The 19152-nt window shown below is 73.9% G+C and carries 19 protein-coding genes; 13 read left to right on the plus strand and 6 right to left on the minus strand.

Going from position 1 to position 19152, the window contains the following annotated elements; translation table 11 throughout:
* Positions 1 to 69: 69 nt before the first annotated feature.
* On the minus strand, positions 70 to 1026 hold the full coding sequence (locus tag ACFCY1_RS30135; RefSeq protein ID WP_241853005.1) for a DeoR/GlpR family DNA-binding transcription regulator: 957 nt from the start codon (positions 1024 to 1026) through the stop codon (positions 70 to 72).
* Between the two features lie 236 nt (positions 1027 to 1262).
* Complete coding sequence (locus ACFCY1_RS30140) at positions 1263 to 2717, minus strand: NAD(P)H-quinone dehydrogenase (protein WP_049660024.1); 1455 nt, start codon at positions 2715 to 2717, stop codon at positions 1263 to 1265.
* A gap of 99 nt (positions 2718 to 2816) precedes the next feature.
* On the opposite strand from ACFCY1_RS30140, the gene ACFCY1_RS30145 reads away from it, so the two are divergent.
* Complete coding sequence (locus ACFCY1_RS30145) at positions 2817 to 3254, plus strand: gamma-glutamylcyclotransferase (protein ID WP_049660023.1); 438 nt, start codon at positions 2817 to 2819, stop codon at positions 3252 to 3254.
* Here ACFCY1_RS30145 and ACFCY1_RS30150 read toward each other — a convergent pair.
* Positions 3221 to 4153: a hypothetical protein gene (locus tag ACFCY1_RS30150; RefSeq protein WP_375876649.1), complete on the minus strand. Its 933-nt coding sequence runs from the start codon at positions 4151 to 4153 to the stop codon at positions 3221 to 3223. The two genes, ACFCY1_RS30145 and ACFCY1_RS30150, sit on opposite strands and share 34 nt — an antisense overlap.
* 328 nt (positions 4154 to 4481) lie before the next feature.
* On the opposite strand from ACFCY1_RS30150, the gene ACFCY1_RS30155 reads away from it, so the two are divergent.
* Positions 4482 to 5303 carry a purine-nucleoside phosphorylase gene (locus ACFCY1_RS30155; RefSeq protein WP_049654087.1) on the plus strand — a complete coding sequence of 274 codons (822 nt, stop codon included), beginning with the start codon at positions 4482 to 4484 and terminating at the stop codon, positions 5301 to 5303.
* A gap of 190 nt (positions 5304 to 5493) precedes the next feature.
* Complete coding sequence (locus ACFCY1_RS30160; RefSeq protein WP_049654088.1) at positions 5494 to 7218, plus strand: phospho-sugar mutase; 1725 nt, start codon at positions 5494 to 5496, stop codon at positions 7216 to 7218.
* Positions 7219 to 7286: 68 nt separating this feature from the next.
* Here ACFCY1_RS30160 and ACFCY1_RS30165 read toward each other — a convergent pair whose 3' ends face one another.
* On the minus strand, positions 7287 to 7967 hold the full coding sequence (locus tag ACFCY1_RS30165) for a PH domain-containing protein (protein WP_375876650.1): 681 nt from the start codon (positions 7965 to 7967) through the stop codon (positions 7287 to 7289).
* 106 nt (positions 7968 to 8073) lie between these two features.
* Here ACFCY1_RS30165 and deoC point away from each other — a divergent pair, with 106 nt between their 5' ends.
* The 5 genes from deoC to ACFCY1_RS30190 all read left to right on the plus strand — a co-directional run bounded on the left by deoC (position 8074) and on the right by ACFCY1_RS30190 (position 12821).
* Positions 8074 to 9060, plus strand: coding sequence for a deoxyribose-phosphate aldolase (gene deoC / locus ACFCY1_RS30170; protein ID WP_079272367.1), 987 nt, complete (start codon positions 8074 to 8076; stop codon positions 9058 to 9060).
* 5 nt (positions 9061 to 9065) lie between these two features.
* Entirely contained in the window at positions 9066 to 10562 is a 1497-nt protein-coding gene (locus tag ACFCY1_RS30175; protein WP_074003903.1) for an aldehyde dehydrogenase family protein, read from the plus strand.
* The gene (locus ACFCY1_RS30180; RefSeq protein ID WP_049654094.1) at positions 10555 to 11457 is read left to right on the plus strand and encodes an aldehyde dehydrogenase family protein; all 903 of its coding nucleotides are present in this window, start codon (positions 10555 to 10557) and stop codon (positions 11455 to 11457) included. Before ACFCY1_RS30175 ends, ACFCY1_RS30180 begins: the two co-directional genes overlap by 8 nt.
* Positions 11458 to 11715: 258 nt before the next feature.
* Positions 11716 to 12126 (plus strand): hypothetical protein, encoded by a 411-nt coding sequence (locus ACFCY1_RS30185; RefSeq protein WP_375876651.1) that lies wholly within the window; start codon positions 11716 to 11718, stop codon positions 12124 to 12126.
* 56 nt (positions 12127 to 12182) lie between these two features.
* Positions 12183 to 12821: an ATP-binding protein gene (locus tag ACFCY1_RS30190; RefSeq protein ID WP_375876652.1), complete on the plus strand. Its 639-nt coding sequence runs from the start codon at positions 12183 to 12185 to the stop codon at positions 12819 to 12821.
* A 184-nt stretch (positions 12822 to 13005) separates the two neighbouring features.
* On the opposite strand, the gene ACFCY1_RS30195 is transcribed toward ACFCY1_RS30190, so the two are convergent.
* Complete coding sequence (locus ACFCY1_RS30195; protein WP_369808315.1) at positions 13006 to 13989, minus strand: SigE family RNA polymerase sigma factor; 984 nt, start codon at positions 13987 to 13989, stop codon at positions 13006 to 13008.
* A gap of 269 nt (positions 13990 to 14258) precedes the next feature.
* Between ACFCY1_RS30195 and ACFCY1_RS30200 the strand changes: the two genes are divergently transcribed.
* From ACFCY1_RS30200 to ACFCY1_RS30215, 4 genes are all read left to right on the plus strand, one after another.
* A complete protein-coding gene (locus ACFCY1_RS30200) occupies positions 14259 to 14936 on the plus strand; it encodes a response regulator transcription factor (RefSeq protein WP_049654100.1) in 678 nt (225 codons plus the stop codon).
* Between the two features lie 63 nt (positions 14937 to 14999).
* The gene (locus ACFCY1_RS30205) at positions 15000 to 16544 is read left to right on the plus strand and encodes a HAMP domain-containing sensor histidine kinase (RefSeq protein WP_049654103.1); all 1545 of its coding nucleotides are present in this window, start codon (positions 15000 to 15002) and stop codon (positions 16542 to 16544) included.
* Positions 16541 to 16873 carry a hypothetical protein gene (locus ACFCY1_RS30210; protein WP_074003907.1) on the plus strand — a complete coding sequence of 111 codons (333 nt, stop codon included), beginning with the start codon at positions 16541 to 16543 and terminating at the stop codon, positions 16871 to 16873. The genes ACFCY1_RS30205 and ACFCY1_RS30210 overlap by 4 nt, the downstream gene beginning before the upstream one ends.
* A 141-nt stretch (positions 16874 to 17014) precedes the next feature.
* Complete coding sequence (locus ACFCY1_RS30215; protein WP_158077740.1) at positions 17015 to 17653, plus strand: VanZ family protein; 639 nt, start codon at positions 17015 to 17017, stop codon at positions 17651 to 17653.
* Here the strand turns inward: ACFCY1_RS30215 and ACFCY1_RS30220 are convergent.
* A complete protein-coding gene (locus ACFCY1_RS30220; protein WP_375876653.1) occupies positions 17623 to 18303 on the minus strand; it encodes a PhzF family phenazine biosynthesis protein in 681 nt (226 codons plus the stop codon). The genes ACFCY1_RS30215 and ACFCY1_RS30220 overlap by 31 nt on opposite strands.
* A 149-nt stretch (positions 18304 to 18452) precedes the next feature.
* Here ACFCY1_RS30220 and ACFCY1_RS30225 point away from each other — a divergent pair, with 149 nt between their 5' ends.
* On the plus strand, positions 18453 to 19082 hold the full coding sequence (locus ACFCY1_RS30225; RefSeq protein ID WP_074003910.1) for a hypothetical protein: 630 nt from the start codon (positions 18453 to 18455) through the stop codon (positions 19080 to 19082).
* Positions 19083 to 19152 lie beyond the last annotated feature (70 nt).

The following is a 19152-nucleotide window of genomic DNA, read 5'->3' on the forward strand; positions in this document are numbered from 1 at the left end:
GACCGGTCCGTACGCCCCTCGGGGGGTGTGCGGACCGGTCCCGTTTCCGCGGACCGTAACCGTACGGGCTCAGCGCCCGCGCGGCAGGCCCAGTTCGGCCAGCCTGGCGGGCATGCCGCCCGGGGCGACGGGCCCGCCGTGCGCGCCGGGGCGGCGCTGGCCGGGCAGCGGGGCGCCGCCGGGGGGCGGGCCGCCGCGGCGGGCCATCGGGCCGGGCTGGGGCTGGTGCATCGGGCCGCTGCCGGTGCCGTGCACCGGGGCGTCACCGCCCGGGCCGGCGCCCAGCGGGGCCAGGTCGACCTGCACCCCGCAGTCGGCGAGCGCGTCCAGCTCGCGGACGGTGCTGTCGTCCGCGGTGGCCTGCTCGTCGGTGACCAGGCGGGTGATGGTCTCGGTGGCGACGGTCTGGAACATGCCGGCCGCGCCGAGCTTGGTGTGGTCGGCGAGGACGATCACCTCGGCGGCCGCCAGCACCATGGCCCGGTCCACGCTCGCGGACAGCATGTTCGCCGTCGACAGCCCGCGCTCGGCCGTCAGACCGCTGCCGGAGATGAAGGCCTTGTTGACCCTCAACCCCTGCAGGGACTGCTCCGCGCCGCTGCCCACCAGCGCGTAGTTGGAGCCGCGCAGGGTGCCGCCGGTCATCACCACCTCGACCCGGTTGGCGTGCGCCAGGGCCTGGGCGACGAGCAGCGAGTTGGTGACCACCGTCAGCCCGGGCACCCGGGCCAGCCGGCGGGCCAGCTCCTGGGTGGTGGTGCCGGCGCCGACCACCACCGCGTCCCCCTCCTCCACCAGGCCGGCGGCGAAGTCCGCGATGGCGCTCTTCTCCGCCGCGGACAGGTGGGTCTTCTGCGGGTATCCGGGTTCGCGGCTGAAGCCGCCGGGGAGCACCGCGCCGCCGTGCCGGCGGTCGAGGAGCCCTTCTGCCTCCAGCGCCCGCACGTCACGGCGCACGGTCACTTCGGAGGTCTGGACGACGCGGGCCAACTCCCGGAGCGAGACGGCTCCGTTGGCGCGCACCATTTCGAGGATCAACTGGCGACGTTCTGCTGCAAACACAGAACCGACGGTAACCTGCGTGACCGTCTGCTTTCAGGCGTTTGCAGCTAGTAGCGGGAATTGCTCACGCACGAGCGGCGCGTGACCGTAGAATACGCGCCGTCAATGGCCCGGAACTGCGCCCGCCGTCCGGGTGACGGCCATGCCCGCGCGAAGGGCGGTCGCCGATCGGCAACCGCCCTCAACTGTGCGCCGGACGCTCAGGATTCGCCGTCGACCCGCTTGCGGATGTGCAGCTGCCGGGCGGCCTCGGCGGTCGAGCCGGAGACGGACGGGTAGACGGTGAAGGCGCTGGCCACCTGTTCGACCGTCAGATTGGCGTCCACCGCGAGCGAGATCGGGTGGATCAGCTCGCTGGCCCGCGGGGCGACGACCACGCCGCCGACCACGATGCCGGTGCCCGGGCGGCAGAACAGCTTCACGAAGCCGTCCCGGATGCCCTGCATCTTCGCCCGCGGGTTGCCGCGCAGCGGGAGCTTGACCACGACGGCGTCCATCTTGCCGCACTCCACGTCGGCCGCCGTGTAGCCGACGGTGGCGATCTCCGGGTCGGTGAAGACGTTGGAGGCCACGGTCTTGAGGTTCAGTGGCTGCACCGCGTCGCCGAGCGCGTGGTACATCGCGATCCGGCCCTGCATGGCCGCCACCGAGGCGAGCATGAAGACGCCGGTGCAGTCGCCCGCCGCGTACACGCCGGGGGCGGTGGTGCGGGAGACCCGGTCGACCTGGATCTGGCCCCAGTCGTTGAGCTTGACCCCGGCCTCCTCCAGGCCCATCTCGGAGGTGTTGGGGACGGAGCCGACCGCCATCAGGCAGTGGGTGCCCTCGATCACCTTGCCGTCGGCCAGCATGACCTCGACCCGGTCGCCGATCCGCTTGACGCTCTCGGCGCGCGAGCGGCCCATGACGTTCATGCCGCGGCGGCGGAAGACGTCCTCCAGCACCTCGGCGGCGTCCGGGTCCTCGCCCGGCAGCACCCGGTCGCGGCTGGACACCAGGGTCACCTTGGAGCCGAGCGCCTGGTACGCGCCGGCGAACTCGGCGCCGGTCACACCGGAGCCGACCACGATCAGCTCGCGGGGCAGCTCCTCCAGGTCGTACACCTGGGTCCAGGTGAGGATCCGCTCGCCGTCCGGCTGGGCGTCCGGCAGCTCGCGCGGGTGGGCGCCGGTGGCGATCAGCACCGCGTCGGCGTGCAGCGACTGCACGGTGCCGTCGGGCGCGTCCACCAGCACCTCGCGGGAGCCGTCCACGGCCTGCCCGCCGGTGCCGAGCCGGCCGCGGCCGCGCAGCACGGTGACGCCGGCCCGGGTGACGGACTGGGTGATGTCGTGGGACTGCGCGATCGCCAGGCGCTTCACACGGCGGTTGACCTTGCCCAGGTCCACGCCGATCACCCGGGCCGCCTGCTCGACGGGCGGGGTGTCGTCCGCGACCAGGATGCCCAGTTCCTCGTACGAGCTGTCGAAGGTGGTCATCACCTCCGCGGTCGCGATCAGGGTCTTCGACGGAACGCAGTCCGTGAGCACCGCCGATCCGCCCAGACCGTCGGTGTCGACGACGGTCACCTCCGCGCCGAGCTGTGCGGCGACCAGGGCCGCCTCGTAGCCGCCGGGTCCGCCACCGATGATCACGATCCGAGTCACGTTCCCCATTGTCCCGCACGCCCGCGGCGCCGCCACGCCGGGGTCGGGGCTCCCGTACGTTCGTCCAGTCGCCCCGGCCCGCCCGCCGCCCGGGCTACCCTGGCCCCCATGCCCCTTTACGCCGCGTATGCCACCAACCTCGATGCCCGGCAGATGACCCGCCGAGCCCCGCACTCCCCGCTGCGCGGCACGGGGTGGCTAGCCGGATGGCGGCTCACCTTCGGTGGCGAGCAGCTGGGTTGGGAGGGCTCGCTGGCCACCGTGGTCGAGGACGAGAAGGACCAGGTCTTCGTCTCGCTGTACGACGTCGCGCCGATGGACGAGGAGGGCCTGGACCGCTGGGAGGGCGTCCAGCTCGGCATCTACCGCAAGATCAAGCTGCGCGCGCAGACCCTGGACGGGGACATCCCGGTCTGGACGTACGTGCTCAACGACTATGAGGGCGGCCTGCCCGCGGCCCGCTACCTCGGCCTGGTCGCCGACGCCGCGGAGAGCGCCGGCGCCCCGCACGACTACGTGATGGACCTGCGCCGCCGCCCCTGCTGATCCGCGGCCCAGCCGCGCACGGTCTCCGCGAGCACCCGCGCCACCGCCGCGCGCCGGGCCGGGTCGGCGCGCACCCCGTACGCCAGTTCGACGTGCAGCCACGGCACCCCGAGCCCGGCCGCGAACAGGCCGGCCACGTTGGTGGCGCCGGCCAGCCGCGCACCCGGCTCCCGCCAGGCCCGGCGGACCACCAGGCCGGCCCCGCCGAGCCCCGCGGCGGTCAGCTCGGCGGCCGGGCCCGGCCGCCCGGCGCCGCTGGAGACCACCGCGTCCCGCCCGGGCAGGCCGGCCGCGCCGAAGCCGTGCAGCTGGATGCCGGGCAGGCCGCGCAGGGTGAGCGCCTCGACCACGGCGGCGAAGACGGTGTCGCTGCAGTGCGCGACGTCCGAGGAGCCGTCCGCCCCGGCCCGGCGGTGCGCCCCGGCGAGCACCAGCACGCCGCCCGGCACGGCCCGGAACAGCTCCACCCCGAGCGCCTCGGTGCGGACGTCCGAGGCCGGGTGGGGCACCTGTACGGACCAGGCGGGGCGGGCCGAGCGGTCCAGGTAGACCCGGCCCCAGCCGCGGCCGTCCCCGGTGCCGCCCCCGGTGCCGCCGTCGTCGGCGGCGGTCTCGCCCGTCTCGGCGATCTCGGTGACCGGGCGGCCGGTCACGGCCTCGGTGAAGCCGGTGATCCGGTACCCGGCCCGGGCCAGCGCCCGTTCGGCCTCCCCGGTCCGGCCGTCCAGCACGCCGAGCACGCCGTCGGCCACCGCCCGGCGCTGGGCCGCGCCCGGCACGGTGTACCGGCCGCTCGGGAAGAAGTCCGCGGTGAACGCGTCCACCCGGGCCGCCAGGTCCACCGGCGCGGGCCCGGGCGGCGCCGCGGGCGGCGGGTACCGGCTGTCCGTGTTCCCCATGGCGGTCGACCCCGTCCTGGTACCCCGCCGGAGCCGCGGACCGGACCGGCGACGAAGGATCGGCCCCCTCGGCCCCTCGGGCCCCGACCGTCACCGTAACGCCGCCGGCCCCGGACCGGCCCGCCGGGAAACGGGCCACGACGGCACGCGCACGAAGCGACCGCCCGGAGGGAAAGGCCCGGCGCGGCACCCGGGTTGTGTGCGATCCGACGGCCCGCTCACCCGAAAAGCGTCACCGAGCTGTGTTTTCGGGTCAACCGGGTAACGATCCGGCATGCCGCGGCTGAATTTCTACGCGCGTAGCCGAAACCCGTCTATCCTCTGACCCGTGAACGCTTCTCCTCAGTCGGTCGTCTCCGCCGACCCCTACGCCGCCGCCCAGGCCGCCGCCGAGCGCCTGCGCGAGCTGACCGGTGCCGAGCGGCACGACGTCGCCCTGGTGATGGGCTCCGGCTGGGTGCCGGCCGCCGACGCCCTGGGCGAGACCGTGGCCGAGTTCCCGGTCACCGAGCTCCCGGGCTTCCCCGCCCCCGCCGTCGCCGGCCACGCCGGCACGATCCGTTCGGTGAAGATCGGCGACAAGCGCGCCCTGATCTTCCTCGGCCGCAACCACTACTACGAGGGCCACGGCGTGGCCACCGTCGTCCACGGCGTGCGCACCGCCGCCGCGGCCGGCTGCGGCATCATCGTGCTGACCAACGGCTGTGGCGGCCTGCGCCAGGGCTGGACCCCGGGTCAGCCGGTCCTGATCAGCGACCACATCAACCTGACGGCGGACTCCCCGATCGTCGGCGCGAACTTCGTCGACCTCACCGACCTGTACTCCAAGCGCCTGCGCGAGCTCTGCCGCGAGATCGACCCGTCCCTGGACGAGGCCGTCTACGTCCAGTTCCGCGGCCCGCACTACGAGACCCCGGCCGAGGTCAACATGGCCCGGGTCATCGGCGGCGAGCTGGTCGGCATGTCCACCACCCTGGAGGCCATCGCCGCCCGCGAGGCCGGCAGCGAGGTGCTCGGCATCTCCCTGGTCACCAACCTGGCCGCCGGCATGACCGGCGAGCCGCTCAACCACGCCGAGGTGCTGGAGGCCGGCAAGGCCTCCGCCGAGCGCATGGGCGAGCTGCTGGCGAAGGTCCTTGAGCGGATCTGACGCCCGGCGGGCGCAGAATCATGACTGACGGGGCCCACGGGCGGCGTGATCCGCTGATCACGCCCTCCCGTGGGCCCCGTCCGCATGCGCGACCCCCTTCCTTGCGGAACCCTCCGGTCCCAGCGGAACCCTCCCGACCCACAGCGGAACCTCCGGCCGACACACCGACGCACGTCCCCATGGAGCTGGCATGACGCAGGCACCCACCACCGACCTCCTCGCCCGGGCCCGGACCTGGCTGGCCGAGGACCCCGACCCGCAGACCCGCGAGGAGCTCGCCGCCCTGCTGGCCCGGGCCGAGGCCCCGGAGGTCGAGACCGACGGCAAGCTCGCCTGGGCGGAGCTCGCCGAGCGCTTCTCCGACCGGCTCCAGTTCGGCACCGCCGGCCTGCGCGGCGAACTCGGTGCCGGTCCGATGCGGATGAACCGCGCCGTGGTGATCCGGGCCGCCGCCGGCCTGGTCGCGTACGTCAAGCAGCAGGGCCTGGGCGACCTGGTCGTCATCGGCTACGACGCCCGCCACAAGTCGTACGACTTCGCCCGCGACACCGCGGCCGTGGTGGTCGGCGCCGGCCTGCGCGCCGCGCTGCTGCCGCGCCCGCTGCCGACCCCGGTGCTCGCCTTCGCCGTCCGCCACCTGGGCGCGGCCGCCGGCGTCACCGTCACCGCCAGCCACAACCCGCCGCAGGACAACGGCTACAAGGTCTACCTGGGCGACGGCTCGCAGATCGTCCCGCCGGCCGACGCCGGGATCGCCGCCAGGATCGACGCGATCGGCTCGCTGGACGACGTCCCGCGCGCCGCGTCGGGCTGGGAGGTGCTCGGCGAGGAGGTCGTCGAGGCCTACCTGGACCGGGCCGTCTCCATCGTCGACGAGCACGGCCCGCGCGACCTGGAGGTGGTCTACACCCCGATGCACGGCGTCGGCCGCGACACCCTGGTCGCCGCGTTCCGCCGGGCCGGCTTCCCCGCGCCCACCGTGGTCGCCGAGCAGGCCGAGCCCGACCCGGACTTCCCGACCGTGGCCTTCCCCAACCCGGAGGAGCCGGGGGCGATGGACCTCGCCTTCCGCACCGCCGCCACCGTCGGCCCGGACATCGTGATCGCCAACGACCCGGACGCCGACCGCTGCGCGGTGGCCGTCCCCGTCAACGGCAACGCGGCCGGCGCCGGCAACGGCACCTCCGGCTGGCGGATGCTGCGCGGCGACGAGGTCGGCGCGCTGCTCGGCTCGGCCCTGGTCGCGAAGAAGGCCGAGGGCACCTTCGCCACCACCATCGTCTCCGCCACCCTGCTCGGCCGGATCGCCGAGGCCGCGGGCCTGGGCTACGCCGAGACGCTGACCGGCTTCAAGTGGATCTCCCGCGCCCAGGGCCTGCGCTACGGCTACGAGGAGGCGCTCGGCTACTGCGTCGACCCGCAGGGCGTCCGGGACAAGGACGGCATCACCGCCGCCCTGCTGGTCGCCGAGCTGGCCGCCACCCTCAAGAAGTCCGGCCGCACCCTGTCCGACCTGCTGGACGACCTGGCGCTGGAGCACGGCCTGCACGCCACCGACCAGCTCTCCGTCCGGGTCCAGGACCTCTCGCTGATCGCCGACGCCATGCGCCGCCTGCGCGAGCAGCCGCCGACCGTGCTGGCCGGCCTCCGGGTGACCCGCGCCGACGACCTGTCGGCCGGCTCCGCCGAGCTGCCGCCCACCGACGGCCTGCGCTACTACCTGGCCGGCGAGGGCGTCCGCTCCGCCCGCATCGTGGTCCGCCCCTCCGGCACCGAGCCCAAGCTCAAGTGCTACCTGGAGGTCGTCCTCCCGGTCGCCTCGGCCGCCGACCTGGCCCCGGTCCGCGAGCGCGCCGCCGCCCTGCTCGCCACCGTCAAGCGGGACCTCGCCGACGCGGCGGGCATCACCGCCTGATCCCCGCGCACACGTGGAGGGGCCCGCCGGTCGTGACCGGCGGGCCCCTCCGTCGCGTTTGCGCGGTGTCAGACCGCGATGACGGTGATCAGCGCGACCAGGCCGAGCAGGGTGGGGGCGATGACCCACCAGCACCAGCGGACCTCGACCGGGCCCGCGGCGGCGGGGCGGGCGGCGTTGCGCTCGGCCAGCTCCTGGAGGACGGCGGTGACCTGGTCGGACCAGGCGCGGGTGGGGTCGGGCGAGCCCTGGACGACCGGGTTGGTCCGCTTGGCCATCCCCAGCCCCAGACCGGTCCGGGAGGCGTGCTCGGCGGCGCTGGGGCTCTGCGCCCGGGTGGCCCGCTTGCGCTGCCGCAGCGACACCGGCACCGCCCAGACCTGGAACTTCTTCCCGCCCGCGAGCAGCTCGACCGAGTACCCCGCGCGCAGCGCGTCCACCGAGGCCCACGGCGCGACGACGGTCCGCCACGGGTTGCGCACCACCAGCCGGTCGCGGCCGGCCGTCACGGCCGGGCGCAGCGTGTACGCGATCACCGGGAAGGCGAACACCGGCACCGCGGCGAGCGAGACGTACGGCGTCTTGCCCGTCCCGCTCACCACCGCGTCGCCGATCAGCCAGGCGGCGACCACCAGCAGCAGCACTCCGGAGATCACACCGGGGACAGAGCGGTACACGCGGTCCGCGTACTCGGGCTCCCCGTCGGGGGCGGCGGGGCCCTGGCCGGGCTTGCCGTCGGAATCGGTCATGTCGACGATTCTGCCCCATGCCCCTCACCCTGAGGTCTCGGTCCGGCCACGAATGGCAGGTGCCCTGGCGGCCCACTACGCGCGTAGATATGCTGCTCTGGTGACTATGTCCACTGTTGCAGCCAATGCCCTCGGCGTTGCGGGCAGCGGCCTTCAGGACGTTGCTGCGTCCGAGGCCTCGCTCCGCCGGTTCCTGCACGGCCTGCCCGGCGTCGACCAGGTCGGCCTGGAGGCGCGTGCCGCCGCTCTCGGTACCCGCTCGATCAAGACCACGGCGAAGGCGTACGCCATCGACCTGGCGATCTCGATGATCGACCTGACCACGCTGGAGGGCGCGGACACGGTCGGCAAGGTGCGCGCACTGTGCGCCAAGGGCAGGACCCCCGACCCGACCGACCCGACCACCCCCCGCGTCGCCGCCATCTGCGTCTACCCGGACATGGTCGCCACCGCGAAGGCCGCCCTGGAGGGCACCGACATCCAGGTCGCCTCCGTGGCCACCGCCTTCCCGGCCGGCCGCGCCGCCCTCCCGGTCAAGCTCGCCGACACCGCCGACGCGGTGGCCGCGGGTGCCGACGAGATCGACATGGTGATCGACCGCGGCGCCTTCCTCTCCGGCCGCTACCTCGACGTCTTCAACGAGATCGTGGCCGTCAAGGAGGCGTGCAAGCGCCCCGACGGCAGCTCCGCCCACCTCAAGGTGATCTTCGAGACCGGCGAGCTCCAGACCTACGACAACGTCCGCCGGGTCTCCTGGCTGGCGATGCTGGCCGGCGCCGACTTCATCAAGACCTCCACCGGGAAGGTCGCCGTCAACGCGACCCCGCCGGTCACCCTGCTGATGCTGGAGGCGGTCCGCGACTTCCGCGCGGCCACCGGCGTCCAGGTCGGCGTCAAGCCCGCCGGCGGCATCCGCACCACCAAGGACGCCATGAAGTACCTGGTGATGGTCAACGAGACCCTCGGCGACGACTGGCTGACCCAGCACTGGTTCCGCTTCGGCGCCTCCAGCCTGCTCAACGACCTGCTGATGCAGCGCCAGAAGCTGGCCACCGGCCGCTACTCCGGCCCCGACTACGTGACGGTGGACTGATCACCATGGCCAAGAAGAAGAACACCGAGGAGCCCGTGGCCAAGCCCGCCGGCGGCCTCTTCGCCTACGCCCCGGCCCCCGAGTCGCCGGCCGCCGCGGGCGACATCGCCACCTCCTACGGCCACTTCATCGGCGGCGAGTTCGTCGACTCCTCCGGCAACGAGGCCCTGAAGACGGTCAACCCGGCCACCGAGCAGGTGCTCGCCGAGTTCGCCCAGGGCACCGAGGAGGACGTGGACCGCGCGGTCGCCGCCGCCCGCAAGGCCTTCGCCGACTGGTCGGCGCTGCCCGGCAGCGAGCGCGCCAAGTACCTGTTCCGGATCGCCCGGATCATCCAGGAGCGCAGCCGCGAGCTGGCCGTGCTGGAGTCGATCGACAACGGCAAGCCGATCCGCGAGACCCGCGACGTCGACCTGCCGCTGGTCGCCGCCCACTTCTTCTACTACGCGGGCTGGGCCGACAAGCTGGACTACGCCGGCTTCGGTCCCAACCCGAAGCCGCTGGGCGTGGCCGGCCAGGTCATCCCGTGGAACTTCCCGCTGCTGATGCTGGCGTGGAAGATCGCGCCCGCGCTGGCGACCGGCAACACGGTCGTCCTGAAGCCGGCCGAGACCACCCCGCTGACCGCGCTGCGCTTCGCCGAGATCTGCCGCCAGGCCGGTCTGCCGAAGGGCGTCGTCAACATCGTCACCGGCGACGGCCGCACCGGCGCCGCGCTGACCTCCCACCCGGACGTCAACAAGGTCGCGTTCACCGGCTCCACCCCGGTCGGCCGCGCCATCGCCAAGCAGCTGGCCGGCACCCGCAAGAAGCTCTCGCTGGAGCTGGGCGGCAAGGCCGCGAACATCGTCTTCGACGACGCGCCGATCGACCAGGCCGTCGAGGGCATCGTCAACGGCATCTTCTTCAACCAGGGCCACGTCTGCTGCGCCGGTTCGCGCCTGCTGGTCCAGGAGTCCGTCCAGGACGAGCTGCTGGACGCCCTGAAGCGCCGGATGGGCACCCTGCGGGTCGGCGACCCGCTGGACAAGAACACCGACATCGGCGCCATCAACTCCGCCGCGCAGCTGGCCCGGATCACCGCGCTGACCGACGCCGGCGAGGCCGAGGGCGCCGAGCGCTGGTCGCCGGAGTGCGAACTCCCGGGCACCGGCTTCTGGTTCAAGCCGACCCTGTTCACCGGCGTCAGCCAGGCCCACCGGATCGCCCAGGAGGAGATCTTCGGCCCGGTCCTGTCGGTGCTGACCTTCCGCACCCCCGCCGAGGCGGTCGAGAAGGCCAACAACACCCCGTACGGCCTCTCCGCCGGCATCTGGACGGAGAAGGGCTCGCGCATCCTCTGGATGGCGGACCGCCTCAGGGCCGGCGTGGTCTGGGCCAACACCTTCAACAAGTTCGACCCGACCTCGCCGTTCGGCGGCTACAAGGAGTCGGGCTACGGCCGCGAGGGTGGCCGCCACGGTCTGGAGCCCTACCTGAATGTCGAGGCCCTCGATGTCTGATGTCGCAACGCGTCTTGACGTCTTCAAGACCTACAAGCTGTACGTCGGCGGGAAGTTCCCGCGCTCCGAGAGCGGGCGGGTGTACGAGGTGACCGACTCCAAGGGCGAGTGGCTCGCCAACGTCCCGCTGGGCACCCGCAAGGACACCCGTGACGCCGTCCTGGCCGCCCGCAAGGCGGTCAAGGGCTGGGCCGGCACCACCGCGTACAACCGCGGCCAGGTGCTGTACCGGGTGGCCGAGATGCTCCAGGGCCGGCGCGAGCAGTTCGCCGCCGAGGTGGCCGTCTCCGAGGGCATCGGCCCGAAGAAGGCCGCCGCGCTGGTGGACGCCGCGATCGACCGCTGGGTCTGGTACGCGGGCTGGACCGACAAGGTCGCCCAGATCGCGGGCGGCGCCAACCCGGTCGCCGGTCCGTACTTCAACCTCTCCTCCCCGGAGCCGACCGGTGTGGTCGGGGTCGTCGCCCCGCAGGCCGGGTACGGGCACTCGCTGCTCGGCCTGGTCTCGGTGATCGCCCCGGCGATCGCCACCGGGAACACGGTCGTGGTCGCGGCCGCCGCGGACGCCCCGCTGCCCGCGCTGTCGCTGGGCGAGGTGCTGGCCACCTCGGACGTCCCGGGCGGCGTGGTCAACATCGTCTCGGGCCGGACCGCGGACATCGCCCCCACCCTGGCCTCGCACCAGGACGTCAACGCGCTGGACCTCACCGGGGCCATCGCCGCCGACGGTCCCGGCGCGGCGTACGCGCTGGAGGCGGCCGCCGCGGATACCCTGAAGAGGGTGGTCCGTCCGGCGCTGGACCCGTTCGCCCAGGACTGGACCAATGCGCCGGGTACAAAGCGGCTACTCTCGTTCCTGGAGACGAAGACGGTCTGGCACCCGAAGGGGATCTGACCTCCGGTACTCCGGGTAACAACTCCACAGACTGGCCGTCCCCAGTGCCCTCACCCCCCCAGGGCCCGGACGGTCACAGGACGGACCCGCGCCTCTCCCCCCCTGGCGCGGGTCCGTCGGCGTTCCCGGGGTGCTCCCGCCGTCGGCCCGTCGACTTTCGTCACCCGCGCCGCCGACTTTCGACGCTCCCGCCCGCCCCACCGGCCCGGCCAGAATCACCGGTGACGGAGACGGCCGGGGGAACGACCGGGGGGACGCATGGGCGAGTTCATCGGCGAGCTGATGGCACTGTTCGCGGACGGCTTCTACCGCACGTGGCACGTGGCCCGCACCAGGCGGCGGCTGGCCGCGGGCCGCCCGGTCAGGGTGCCCTGCTCGGCCCGGTCCGAGCGGCAGCCCGACTACGTCAACGGCAGCCTGCGCATCAGGCCGGGCACCGACACCGTGGCCCTGGTCACCCGCGACACCGACCGGCGCGAACTGCCCGCCGGCGGGACCTTCCACGAGCCCGAGCCCGACACCTGGCACAGCCCGGACTGGGCCGCCACCGCCTACCTGCCGCCCGGCACCGACGAACCGGTCTACCTCCAGGTGGACAGCCGCTACCTGCCGATGGTCCACGTCGCCCTCGCCGACCCGGCGTCACAGTCGAAGCCAGGGGCACGGTAGAAGGTCCGCCCCGGCCGGTTTCGGCAACCGGCCGGGATGCGTCAGACTGGTGTCCCGTGAGTGACTCCCCCATGAACCCCGCACCGACCGGGCATGCCCGGGTGATCCTGCTCTCCGGGCCCTCCGGGTCGGGGAAGTCCTCGCTCGCCGAGCGCAGCGGCCTGCCGGTGCTCCAGCTCGACGACTTCTACAAGGACGGGGACGACCCGACCCTGCCGCGGCTGCCGGACGGCGCCGTCGACTGGGACTCCCCGCTGGCCTGGCACCGCGACCAGGCCGTCGCCGCGATCCGCGCCCTGCACGAGCACGGCCGCACCGACGTCCCGGTGTACTCGATCCCGGACAACGGCCGGATCGGCACCCGCGGCCTGGAGCTGGACGGGGCGGACGCGTTCATCGCGGAGGGCATCTTCGCCGCCGAGATCACCGCCGAGTGCGCCGACCAGGGCCTGCTCGGCGACGCCCTGTGCCTGCGCAACGGCGCGCTCACCACGGCCTGGCGCCGGCTGCGCCGGGACGTCCGGGAGGGCCGCAAGTCGCTGCCGGTGCTGCTGCGCCGGGGCCTGCGGCTGATGCGGGCCGAGCGGTCCATCGTCGGACGGCAGGTCGCGCTCGGCTCGTACGCGTGCGCCGGGCCGGAGGCCGAGCGGCGGATCCGCGCCGCGACCCGGGCCGGCGAGCTCTCCGCCGCCTGAACCCCGTACGGCCGAGCCCGGTACGGCCGAACCCCAGGGCATGACGAAGGGCCCGGTGCGTCTCCCCCGCACCGGGCCCTTCGCCTTCCCCGAACGGTCTTCGGCTCCCCCACGGGCGTGCTCCCCCGAGCCGCTGCCCCCGGACCGTGACCGTCCGCTTCCCGTCCCCCGACGGGAGTCCTCGTTACGCGACCAGCTCGCCGAACGCCCGGACGGTGTCGCCGGACTTGTTCAGGTGCTCGTCCTCGCGCAGCCGGCGCAGGGCGCGCCAGATGCTGCTCTTGACCGTGCCGACGCTGATCCCCAGCACGCCGGCGATCTCCGGGTCGGTTTTGCCCTCGTAGTACCGCAGCACCAGCATGGTGCGCTGGTTCTCCGGCAGCTTCGCCAGCGCCTGCCAGAGCACGGTGCGCAGCTCGGTGCCGCCCATCGCGTCGGTGTCGCCGGCCGTCTCCGGCAGCTCCTCGGTCGGGTACTCGTTGACCTTGCGGCGCCGCCAGGCGGAGATGTGCAGGTTGGTCATGGTGCGGCGGAGGTAGCCCCCGACCGCGGCCTTGTCGGTGATCCGGCCCCAGGCCCGGTAGGTGCTGAAGAGCGCGCTCTGCAGCAGGTCCTCGGCCTCGTAGCGGTCACCGGTCAGGTGGTAGGCCGTGGCGTACAGGGAGGCGCGGCGCTCGCGCACGTACGCGGTGAACTCCGTGATGTGGTCCTCCGCGACGGCCGGGTGCTCCCCCTGCGCGCCCCCCTGCCCGGCCTCGGTGGTGCGGGCCGCCGCGGGGTTCAGCCGCAGCAGCGTCGCACCGGCGGCCTCGCGACCGGTCGGCTCCCCCGAACCGACCGTCCGCAGACCGTTCCCCCCGGTCCCCCGGTTCCCCCCCGGGGCGTCCTTGCCCTCGACGCGGACGGGGAGGATCCCCCGCAGCGTGAGGGTGGTGGCGGAGTCGGCCGAACTCCCCAGACGGCCGATCCCGTACAGCTCCCCCGTCCTGCCGCCGCCGCTCACCCGACGGGCGACAGGGTTTCCACCGGTGCTGTGCGCGCACCCCCGCACGGTCACGGCACCGGAGTTCTCGTCGGTCCTGACCTCGTACCGGGTCCGGTGGGACGTGGCTGACGAACGCGCGGTGCGGACAGCCGGGTTGGTCCGGGTCTGAAGCGTGGCGTTCATCGTGCGCCCCCTGGGTCGGTACGAGCGGTTCCGGTAGCCGCCCTTCAGCCGGCCTTGCGGCCCGCTGTCCTGCGGCGACATGGAAAATCCTGCCCGCCGGTTGTGATGGCGCTGTCCGCCGACTGTCACAGGGGTGTCACAGGAGCCGTCCGAATGTCCCGGACCGCCCCCCTGTGAACCTGACGCCGGTGGCACGCGTTCCGGTTCCAGAAGGGACGGTGGGTGGTCCGGGGGGTGATTCGGCGCTGCCGGTGGGCCAAAATGGGGCCGTGCCTTTCCTCCTTCTGATCGAGGACGACGACGCCATCCGGACCGGCCTCGAACTCGCCCTCACCCGCCAGGGCCACCGCGTGGCCACCGCTGCCTCCGGTGAGGACGGTCTGCGTCTCTTCAAGGAGCAGCGGCCCGACCTGATCGTGCTCGACGTGATGCTGCCCGGCATCGACGGCTTCGAGGTGTGCCGCCGGATCCGCCGCACCGACCAGCTGCCGATCATCCTGCTGACCGCCCGCTCGGACGACATCGACGTGGTGGTGGGTCTGGAGTCCGGCGCGGACGACTACGTCGTGAAACCGGTGCAGCCGCGGGTGCTGGACGCCCGGATCCGGGCGGTGCTGCGGCGCGGCGAACGGGAGAGCTCGGACTCCTCGGCCTACGGCACCGTGGTGATCGACCGCGCGGCGATGACCGTCACCAAGGACGGACTCGACCTCCAGCTCACCCCGACCGAGCTGCGGCTGCTGCTGGAGCTCAGCCGCCGCCCCGGCCAGGCGCTCTCCCGCCAGCAGCTGCTGCGGCTGGTCTGGGAGCACGACTACCTCGGCGACTCCCGCCTGGTGGACGCGTGCGTGCAGCGGCTGCGGGCCAAGGTCGAGGACGTGCCGTCCGCGCCGACGCTGATCCGCACCGTCCGCGGGGTGGGCTACCGGCTGGACCCGCCGGCCTGACCCCGCGACCCGGCCGCCGGCCCCTCCCCCGACCTCTGAACTCCCGTACCACGACAGGCTCTTGTGACTGACCATCAGACGACTGCCCGGCGGTTCTCGACGGGCCGGTGGCGTCGGCTGCGCTCCCTGCGGGTGCGGCTGATCGCGGTGTTCGCGGCCGTCGCGCTGCTCGCCGCCGTCTCGGCCTCCGGCATCGCGTACTGGCTGAACCGCGACGCGGTGCTCAAGCGCGCCCAGAACACCGTGCTGAACGACTTCCGGGTCTCGCTCACCCGCAACGTCTCCGACCTGCCGCTGAACGCGACCTGCCAGGAGCTGGCCTCGCTGGCGTCCACCGTGGCCAGCTCCGGCCTGACGTACGACGTGGTGGTGGTCGACGCGGCGCACCCGGAGTGCCCGGCCTCCTCCGACCCCGCGCACTTCACGCTGGCCGACGTGCCGACCGCGCTGCAGTCCACCGTCGCCAAGCCGCGCGAGATCACCGAGAACAACCCGTACCCGTACCACCTGTACTGGCAGCGGCAGAACCTGGAGGGCCGGCCGTTCGTGATCGGCGGCACCAAGGTGGTGCCGAACGGCCCGACGGCGTACATGTTCAAGTCGCTGGAGAACGAGCGGGCCGACCTCAACACCCTGGGCTGGTCGCTGGCGATCGCCACGCTGTTCGCGCTGATCGGCTCGGCGCTGCTCGCCCAGGCCGCCTCGGCCACCGTGCTGCGGCCGGTCAAGCGGCTCGGCGACGCCGCCCGGCGGCTCGGCGAGGGGCACCTGGACACCCGGCTGGAGGTCGACGGCTCGGACGAGCTCGCCGACCTGGCGAGGACCTTCAACCGGACGGCGGAGCAGCTGCACGAGCAGGTCGAGGAGCTGAGCGCGCGCGAGGCGCAGAGCCGGCGGTTCGTCGCCGACATGTCGCACGAGCTGCGCACCCCGCTGACCGCGATGACCGCCGTGACGGACATCCTGGAGGACGAGGCCGAGTCGCTGGACCCGATGATCGAGCCGGCCGTCCGGCTCGTGGTCAGCGAGACCCGGCGGCTGTCCGACCTGGTGGAGAACCTGATGGAGGTGACCCGCTTCGACGCCGGTACCGCCAGGCTGGTCGCCGACGAGGTGGACATCGCCGACCTGATCATGTCCTGCATCGACGGGCGGGCCTGGTACGACGCGGTCGAACTGGACGCCCCGCGCGGCATCCTGGCCGTGGTCGACCCGCGCCGGCTCGACGTGGTCTTCGCCAACCTGATCGGCAACGCGCTGAAGCACGGCGGCTCGCCGGTGCGGGTCAAGGTCCGGCAGGACGGGGAGTCGGTCGTGGTCGAGGTCTCCGACAGCGGCCCGGGCATCCCGGAGGACGTGCTGCCGCACGTCTTCGACCGCTTCTACAAGGCGGACCGGGGGCGGGCCCGCTCGGAGGGCAGCGGTCTCGGCCTGTCGATCGCGATGGCCAACGCGCAGATACACGGGGGAACGATCACGGCGGCGAACGGGGAGGTCGGCGCGGTGTTCACCCTGACGCTGCCGCTGGCCCCGCCGCCTCCGCCGTCCGCGGGCGAGGCCGAGGGCGGCCCCGCCGGCGACGCCGCCGAGGACAAGGACGCCACGTGACCAGCCCCACCGACACCGTTGTCCCCCGCACCGTCCTGCGCCGCGGCGCCGGCGTGCTGCTGCTGGTCGCGCTGGCCTCCGGCTGCGGCATCCGGCCGACCGCCGTGCCGGTCGACGCCGGCGCGCCCGCCAGCCGGACGGCCTGCCCGACCTCCCCGCACATACCGGCGGCCCTGGCCACCCCGCCGGGCCCGGCCCCGACCGTGTCCCCGACCCGCGGCACCAAGGCGGGCGTGAGCCCGAGCCCGTCGCCCACCCCGGTGGCGCCGGGCAGCCCGCCGCCGGACAACGTGTTCAGCGCGGTGCCGACGGCCTCGCCCTGCCGGTAGCCCGCCCTGGGGGTGGGCCGCCCGGCGGGTGGGCCGCCGGCAAGGGGCGGGAGGGGGGCGGGAAGGGGGTTCGGGGGCGCGTTTGGGAATGTTCACGCCGGGTGTGGAACCGACGTGACGTCGGCCCACGTCCTTCCCCCCGTGCAGCGAGATGGCACCAGGACACGCGACGAGCGTTCCGGCGCGGGGACCGAGAGCAACCCGGCGGCGGCCGTCCACCGTCCCCTCCGGTTGGCCGGACTGGCGGGCCTCACCGGCCACCTGGCACTGGTGCTCTGGCTGGTGCTGAGACCGCTGCCGGTGGCCTGGGTGTACGACGCCAACCTGACGCCGTTCGCCTCGCTCCGCTCCTCCAGCGGCTGGCAGGTGGTCGGCGAACTCCTGCTGCTGGCCCCGCTCGGGGTCCTGCTGCCGCTGGCCGGCGGCCGGCTCCGGGCCCCCTGGCTGCCGTCCTTCCTGCGCACCACCGGCGCCTCCGCGCTGCTGGCGACCGCGCTGGAGTTCCTCTCCTCCTGGGCACCCGGGCACGTCCTCAACGTGGACCACATCCTGCTCGCCGTGGTCGGCGTGGCCGTCGTCCACCTCGCGCTCGTCCCGGGCCTGCGGCACCTGCTGCGGGACCGGCGACCGCGGGTGCCCCGGATGACGGTGCTCTCGGTGCCGCCGGCCGTCGCCTCGGTCGCCGCCGCCACCTCGGCCGCGGCCGCCACCTCGGTCGCCGCCGTCACGCCCGCCGCCCGGCGGCGCGCCTACGCGGAGCCGACGCCCCCGGCCGGCTGATCCGGCCCCGGGTCCCGGACCACCCGGCCGCCGACCTCGACCAGCCCGCCCGGGCGCGGCCCGGCCAGCAGCCGCGAGCCCCGGCCCTGCGTGATGGTCAGCGCCCGGCCGAGGTGCGCGGCCAGCAGCAGGGCGGCCGCACCGGTCGCCTCGTCCTCGTCGATCCCGTCGCCCCGCCCGGGGAAGGCCCGGGCCCGGACGGTGCCGGCCGCCTCGTCCTGCCAGGCCCAGGCGTAGACCCACTCCCCCGGCGGCGGCACCTCCAGCGCCTCCACCTCGGCCGCCGAACCGTACGGCCGCAGCGTGCGCCCCGGGGCCCACTCCGGCCGGGCCTCGATCCGGATCAGCCCGCCCTCGCGCCGCACGGCCACCTCGCCGGCGGCCGTGACCAGCCGGTCCACCCCGAGCAGCCAGGCGGCGCCCACGCACGGGTGGCCGGCGAACGGCAGGCGCACCGACGGGGTGTAGATGTCGATCTCCCCGCGCTCCGGGTCGTCGACGAACACCGTCTCGCTGAAGCCCAGTTCGCGCGCGACCCGCTGCCGGTCCGCGCGACCCGGCACGGCGGCGCCGTCGCGCACCACCCCGAGCGCGTTCCCGTGGCTTCCGTCGGGCCCGCAAAAGACCCGCAGCACCTCAAACCCCGTCATTTCCCCACCTCGTCTACTCCCGCTCCGGACCGGCGCAATGACACCGTGACACAAAGGCGGCGACGGATGTCGGCCGCCTCCAGTACTGTGCGCTGTCGTCCCCGAACGGTTCCCGCCGTTTTTCTCCTTCCCCTCCCAGGAAAGCCCCCGTGAACAATCTCGACTTCAGCGCCGAACCGCTCTTCTCCTGGTACGTCGTACTGCTGGCCCTCAGCGGCGCCATCATGGTGGCCCTCGGGGTCGCGGCCGGCGGACTGAAGGTCGGCCTGCGCATCCTCAACCTCGTCCTCGGCCTCGCGTTCCTGGGGTACGCCTACTACCTGGCGTTCGTCTTCGAGGGCGGCACGTACACCATCTTCTTCAAGGCGTTCATCCTGCCGGTCGGCATGATCGTCGCCTCGGTGAAGGCGCTGGTGGAGCGCAGCAACGCCAAGAAGCAGCCCGCGCAGGCGGCCGCCCCGTTCGACCCGAACGCGCCGCAGGGGGCGTTCAACCCGAACGCGCCGTTCAACCCGAACGCCGCCCAGCAGGCGCCGTTCAACCCCAACGCGCCGTTCAACCCCAACGCCCCGCAGGCGCCGCAGCCGCCGTTCAACCCCAACGCCCCGCAGGCCCCGTACGCCGCGCAGCCGGGCGCGCCCGTCCCGCCGCCGGCCGGTGCCCCCGTGCCGCCCGCCCCGGCGCCGGGCGCCTCGCCGTACCAGCCGGGTGTCCCGCCGCAGCCGGTGGCGGACAACCCGTACGCGCAGCCGCAGCCGCCGCAGCACCCGGCCGGCTGATCGCGCCGAGCCGAGCCGTACCGCCGTACGAACGCCGGAAGGCCCGCCCGTCACCGCTTCGCAGCGGTGA

This window comes from Kitasatospora sp. NPDC056273, from assembly GCF_042268845.1.
Taxonomy (GTDB): domain Bacteria; phylum Actinomycetota; class Actinomycetes; order Streptomycetales; family Streptomycetaceae; genus Kitasatospora.

Bases quoted from the DNA above. Each gene is read 5' to 3' on its own strand.
- ACFCY1_RS30135 (WP_241853005.1), bottom strand. From the start codon at position 1,026: ATGGTGCGCGCCAACGGAGCCGTCTCGCTCCGGGAGTTGGCCCGCGTC.
- ACFCY1_RS30140 (WP_049660024.1), bottom strand. From the start codon at position 2,717: ATGGGGAACGTGACTCGGATCGTGATCATCGGTGGCGGACCCGGCGGC.
- ACFCY1_RS30145 (WP_049660023.1), top strand. From the start codon at position 2,817: ATGCCCCTTTACGCCGCGTATGCCACCAACCTCGATGCCCGGCAGATG.
- ACFCY1_RS30150 (WP_375876649.1), bottom strand. From the start codon at position 4,153: ATGGGGAACACGGACAGCCGGTACCCGCCGCCCGCGGCGCCGCCCGGG.
- ACFCY1_RS30160 (WP_049654088.1), top strand. From the start codon at position 5,494: ATGACGCAGGCACCCACCACCGACCTCCTCGCCCGGGCCCGGACCTGG.
- ACFCY1_RS30165 (WP_375876650.1), bottom strand. From the start codon at position 7,967: ATGACCGATTCCGACGGCAAGCCCGGCCAGGGCCCCGCCGCCCCCGAC.
- deoC (WP_079272367.1), top strand. From the start codon at position 8,074: ATGTCCACTGTTGCAGCCAATGCCCTCGGCGTTGCGGGCAGCGGCCTT.
- ACFCY1_RS30175 (WP_074003903.1), top strand. From the start codon at position 9,066: ATGGCCAAGAAGAAGAACACCGAGGAGCCCGTGGCCAAGCCCGCCGGC.
- ACFCY1_RS30180 (WP_049654094.1), top strand. From the start codon at position 10,555: ATGTCTGATGTCGCAACGCGTCTTGACGTCTTCAAGACCTACAAGCTG.
- ACFCY1_RS30185 (WP_375876651.1), top strand. From the start codon at position 11,716: ATGGGCGAGTTCATCGGCGAGCTGATGGCACTGTTCGCGGACGGCTTC.
- ACFCY1_RS30195 (WP_369808315.1), bottom strand. From the start codon at position 13,989: ATGAACGCCACGCTTCAGACCCGGACCAACCCGGCTGTCCGCACCGCG.
- ACFCY1_RS30220 (WP_375876653.1), bottom strand. From the start codon at position 18,303: ATGACGGGGTTTGAGGTGCTGCGGGTCTTTTGCGGGCCCGACGGAAGC.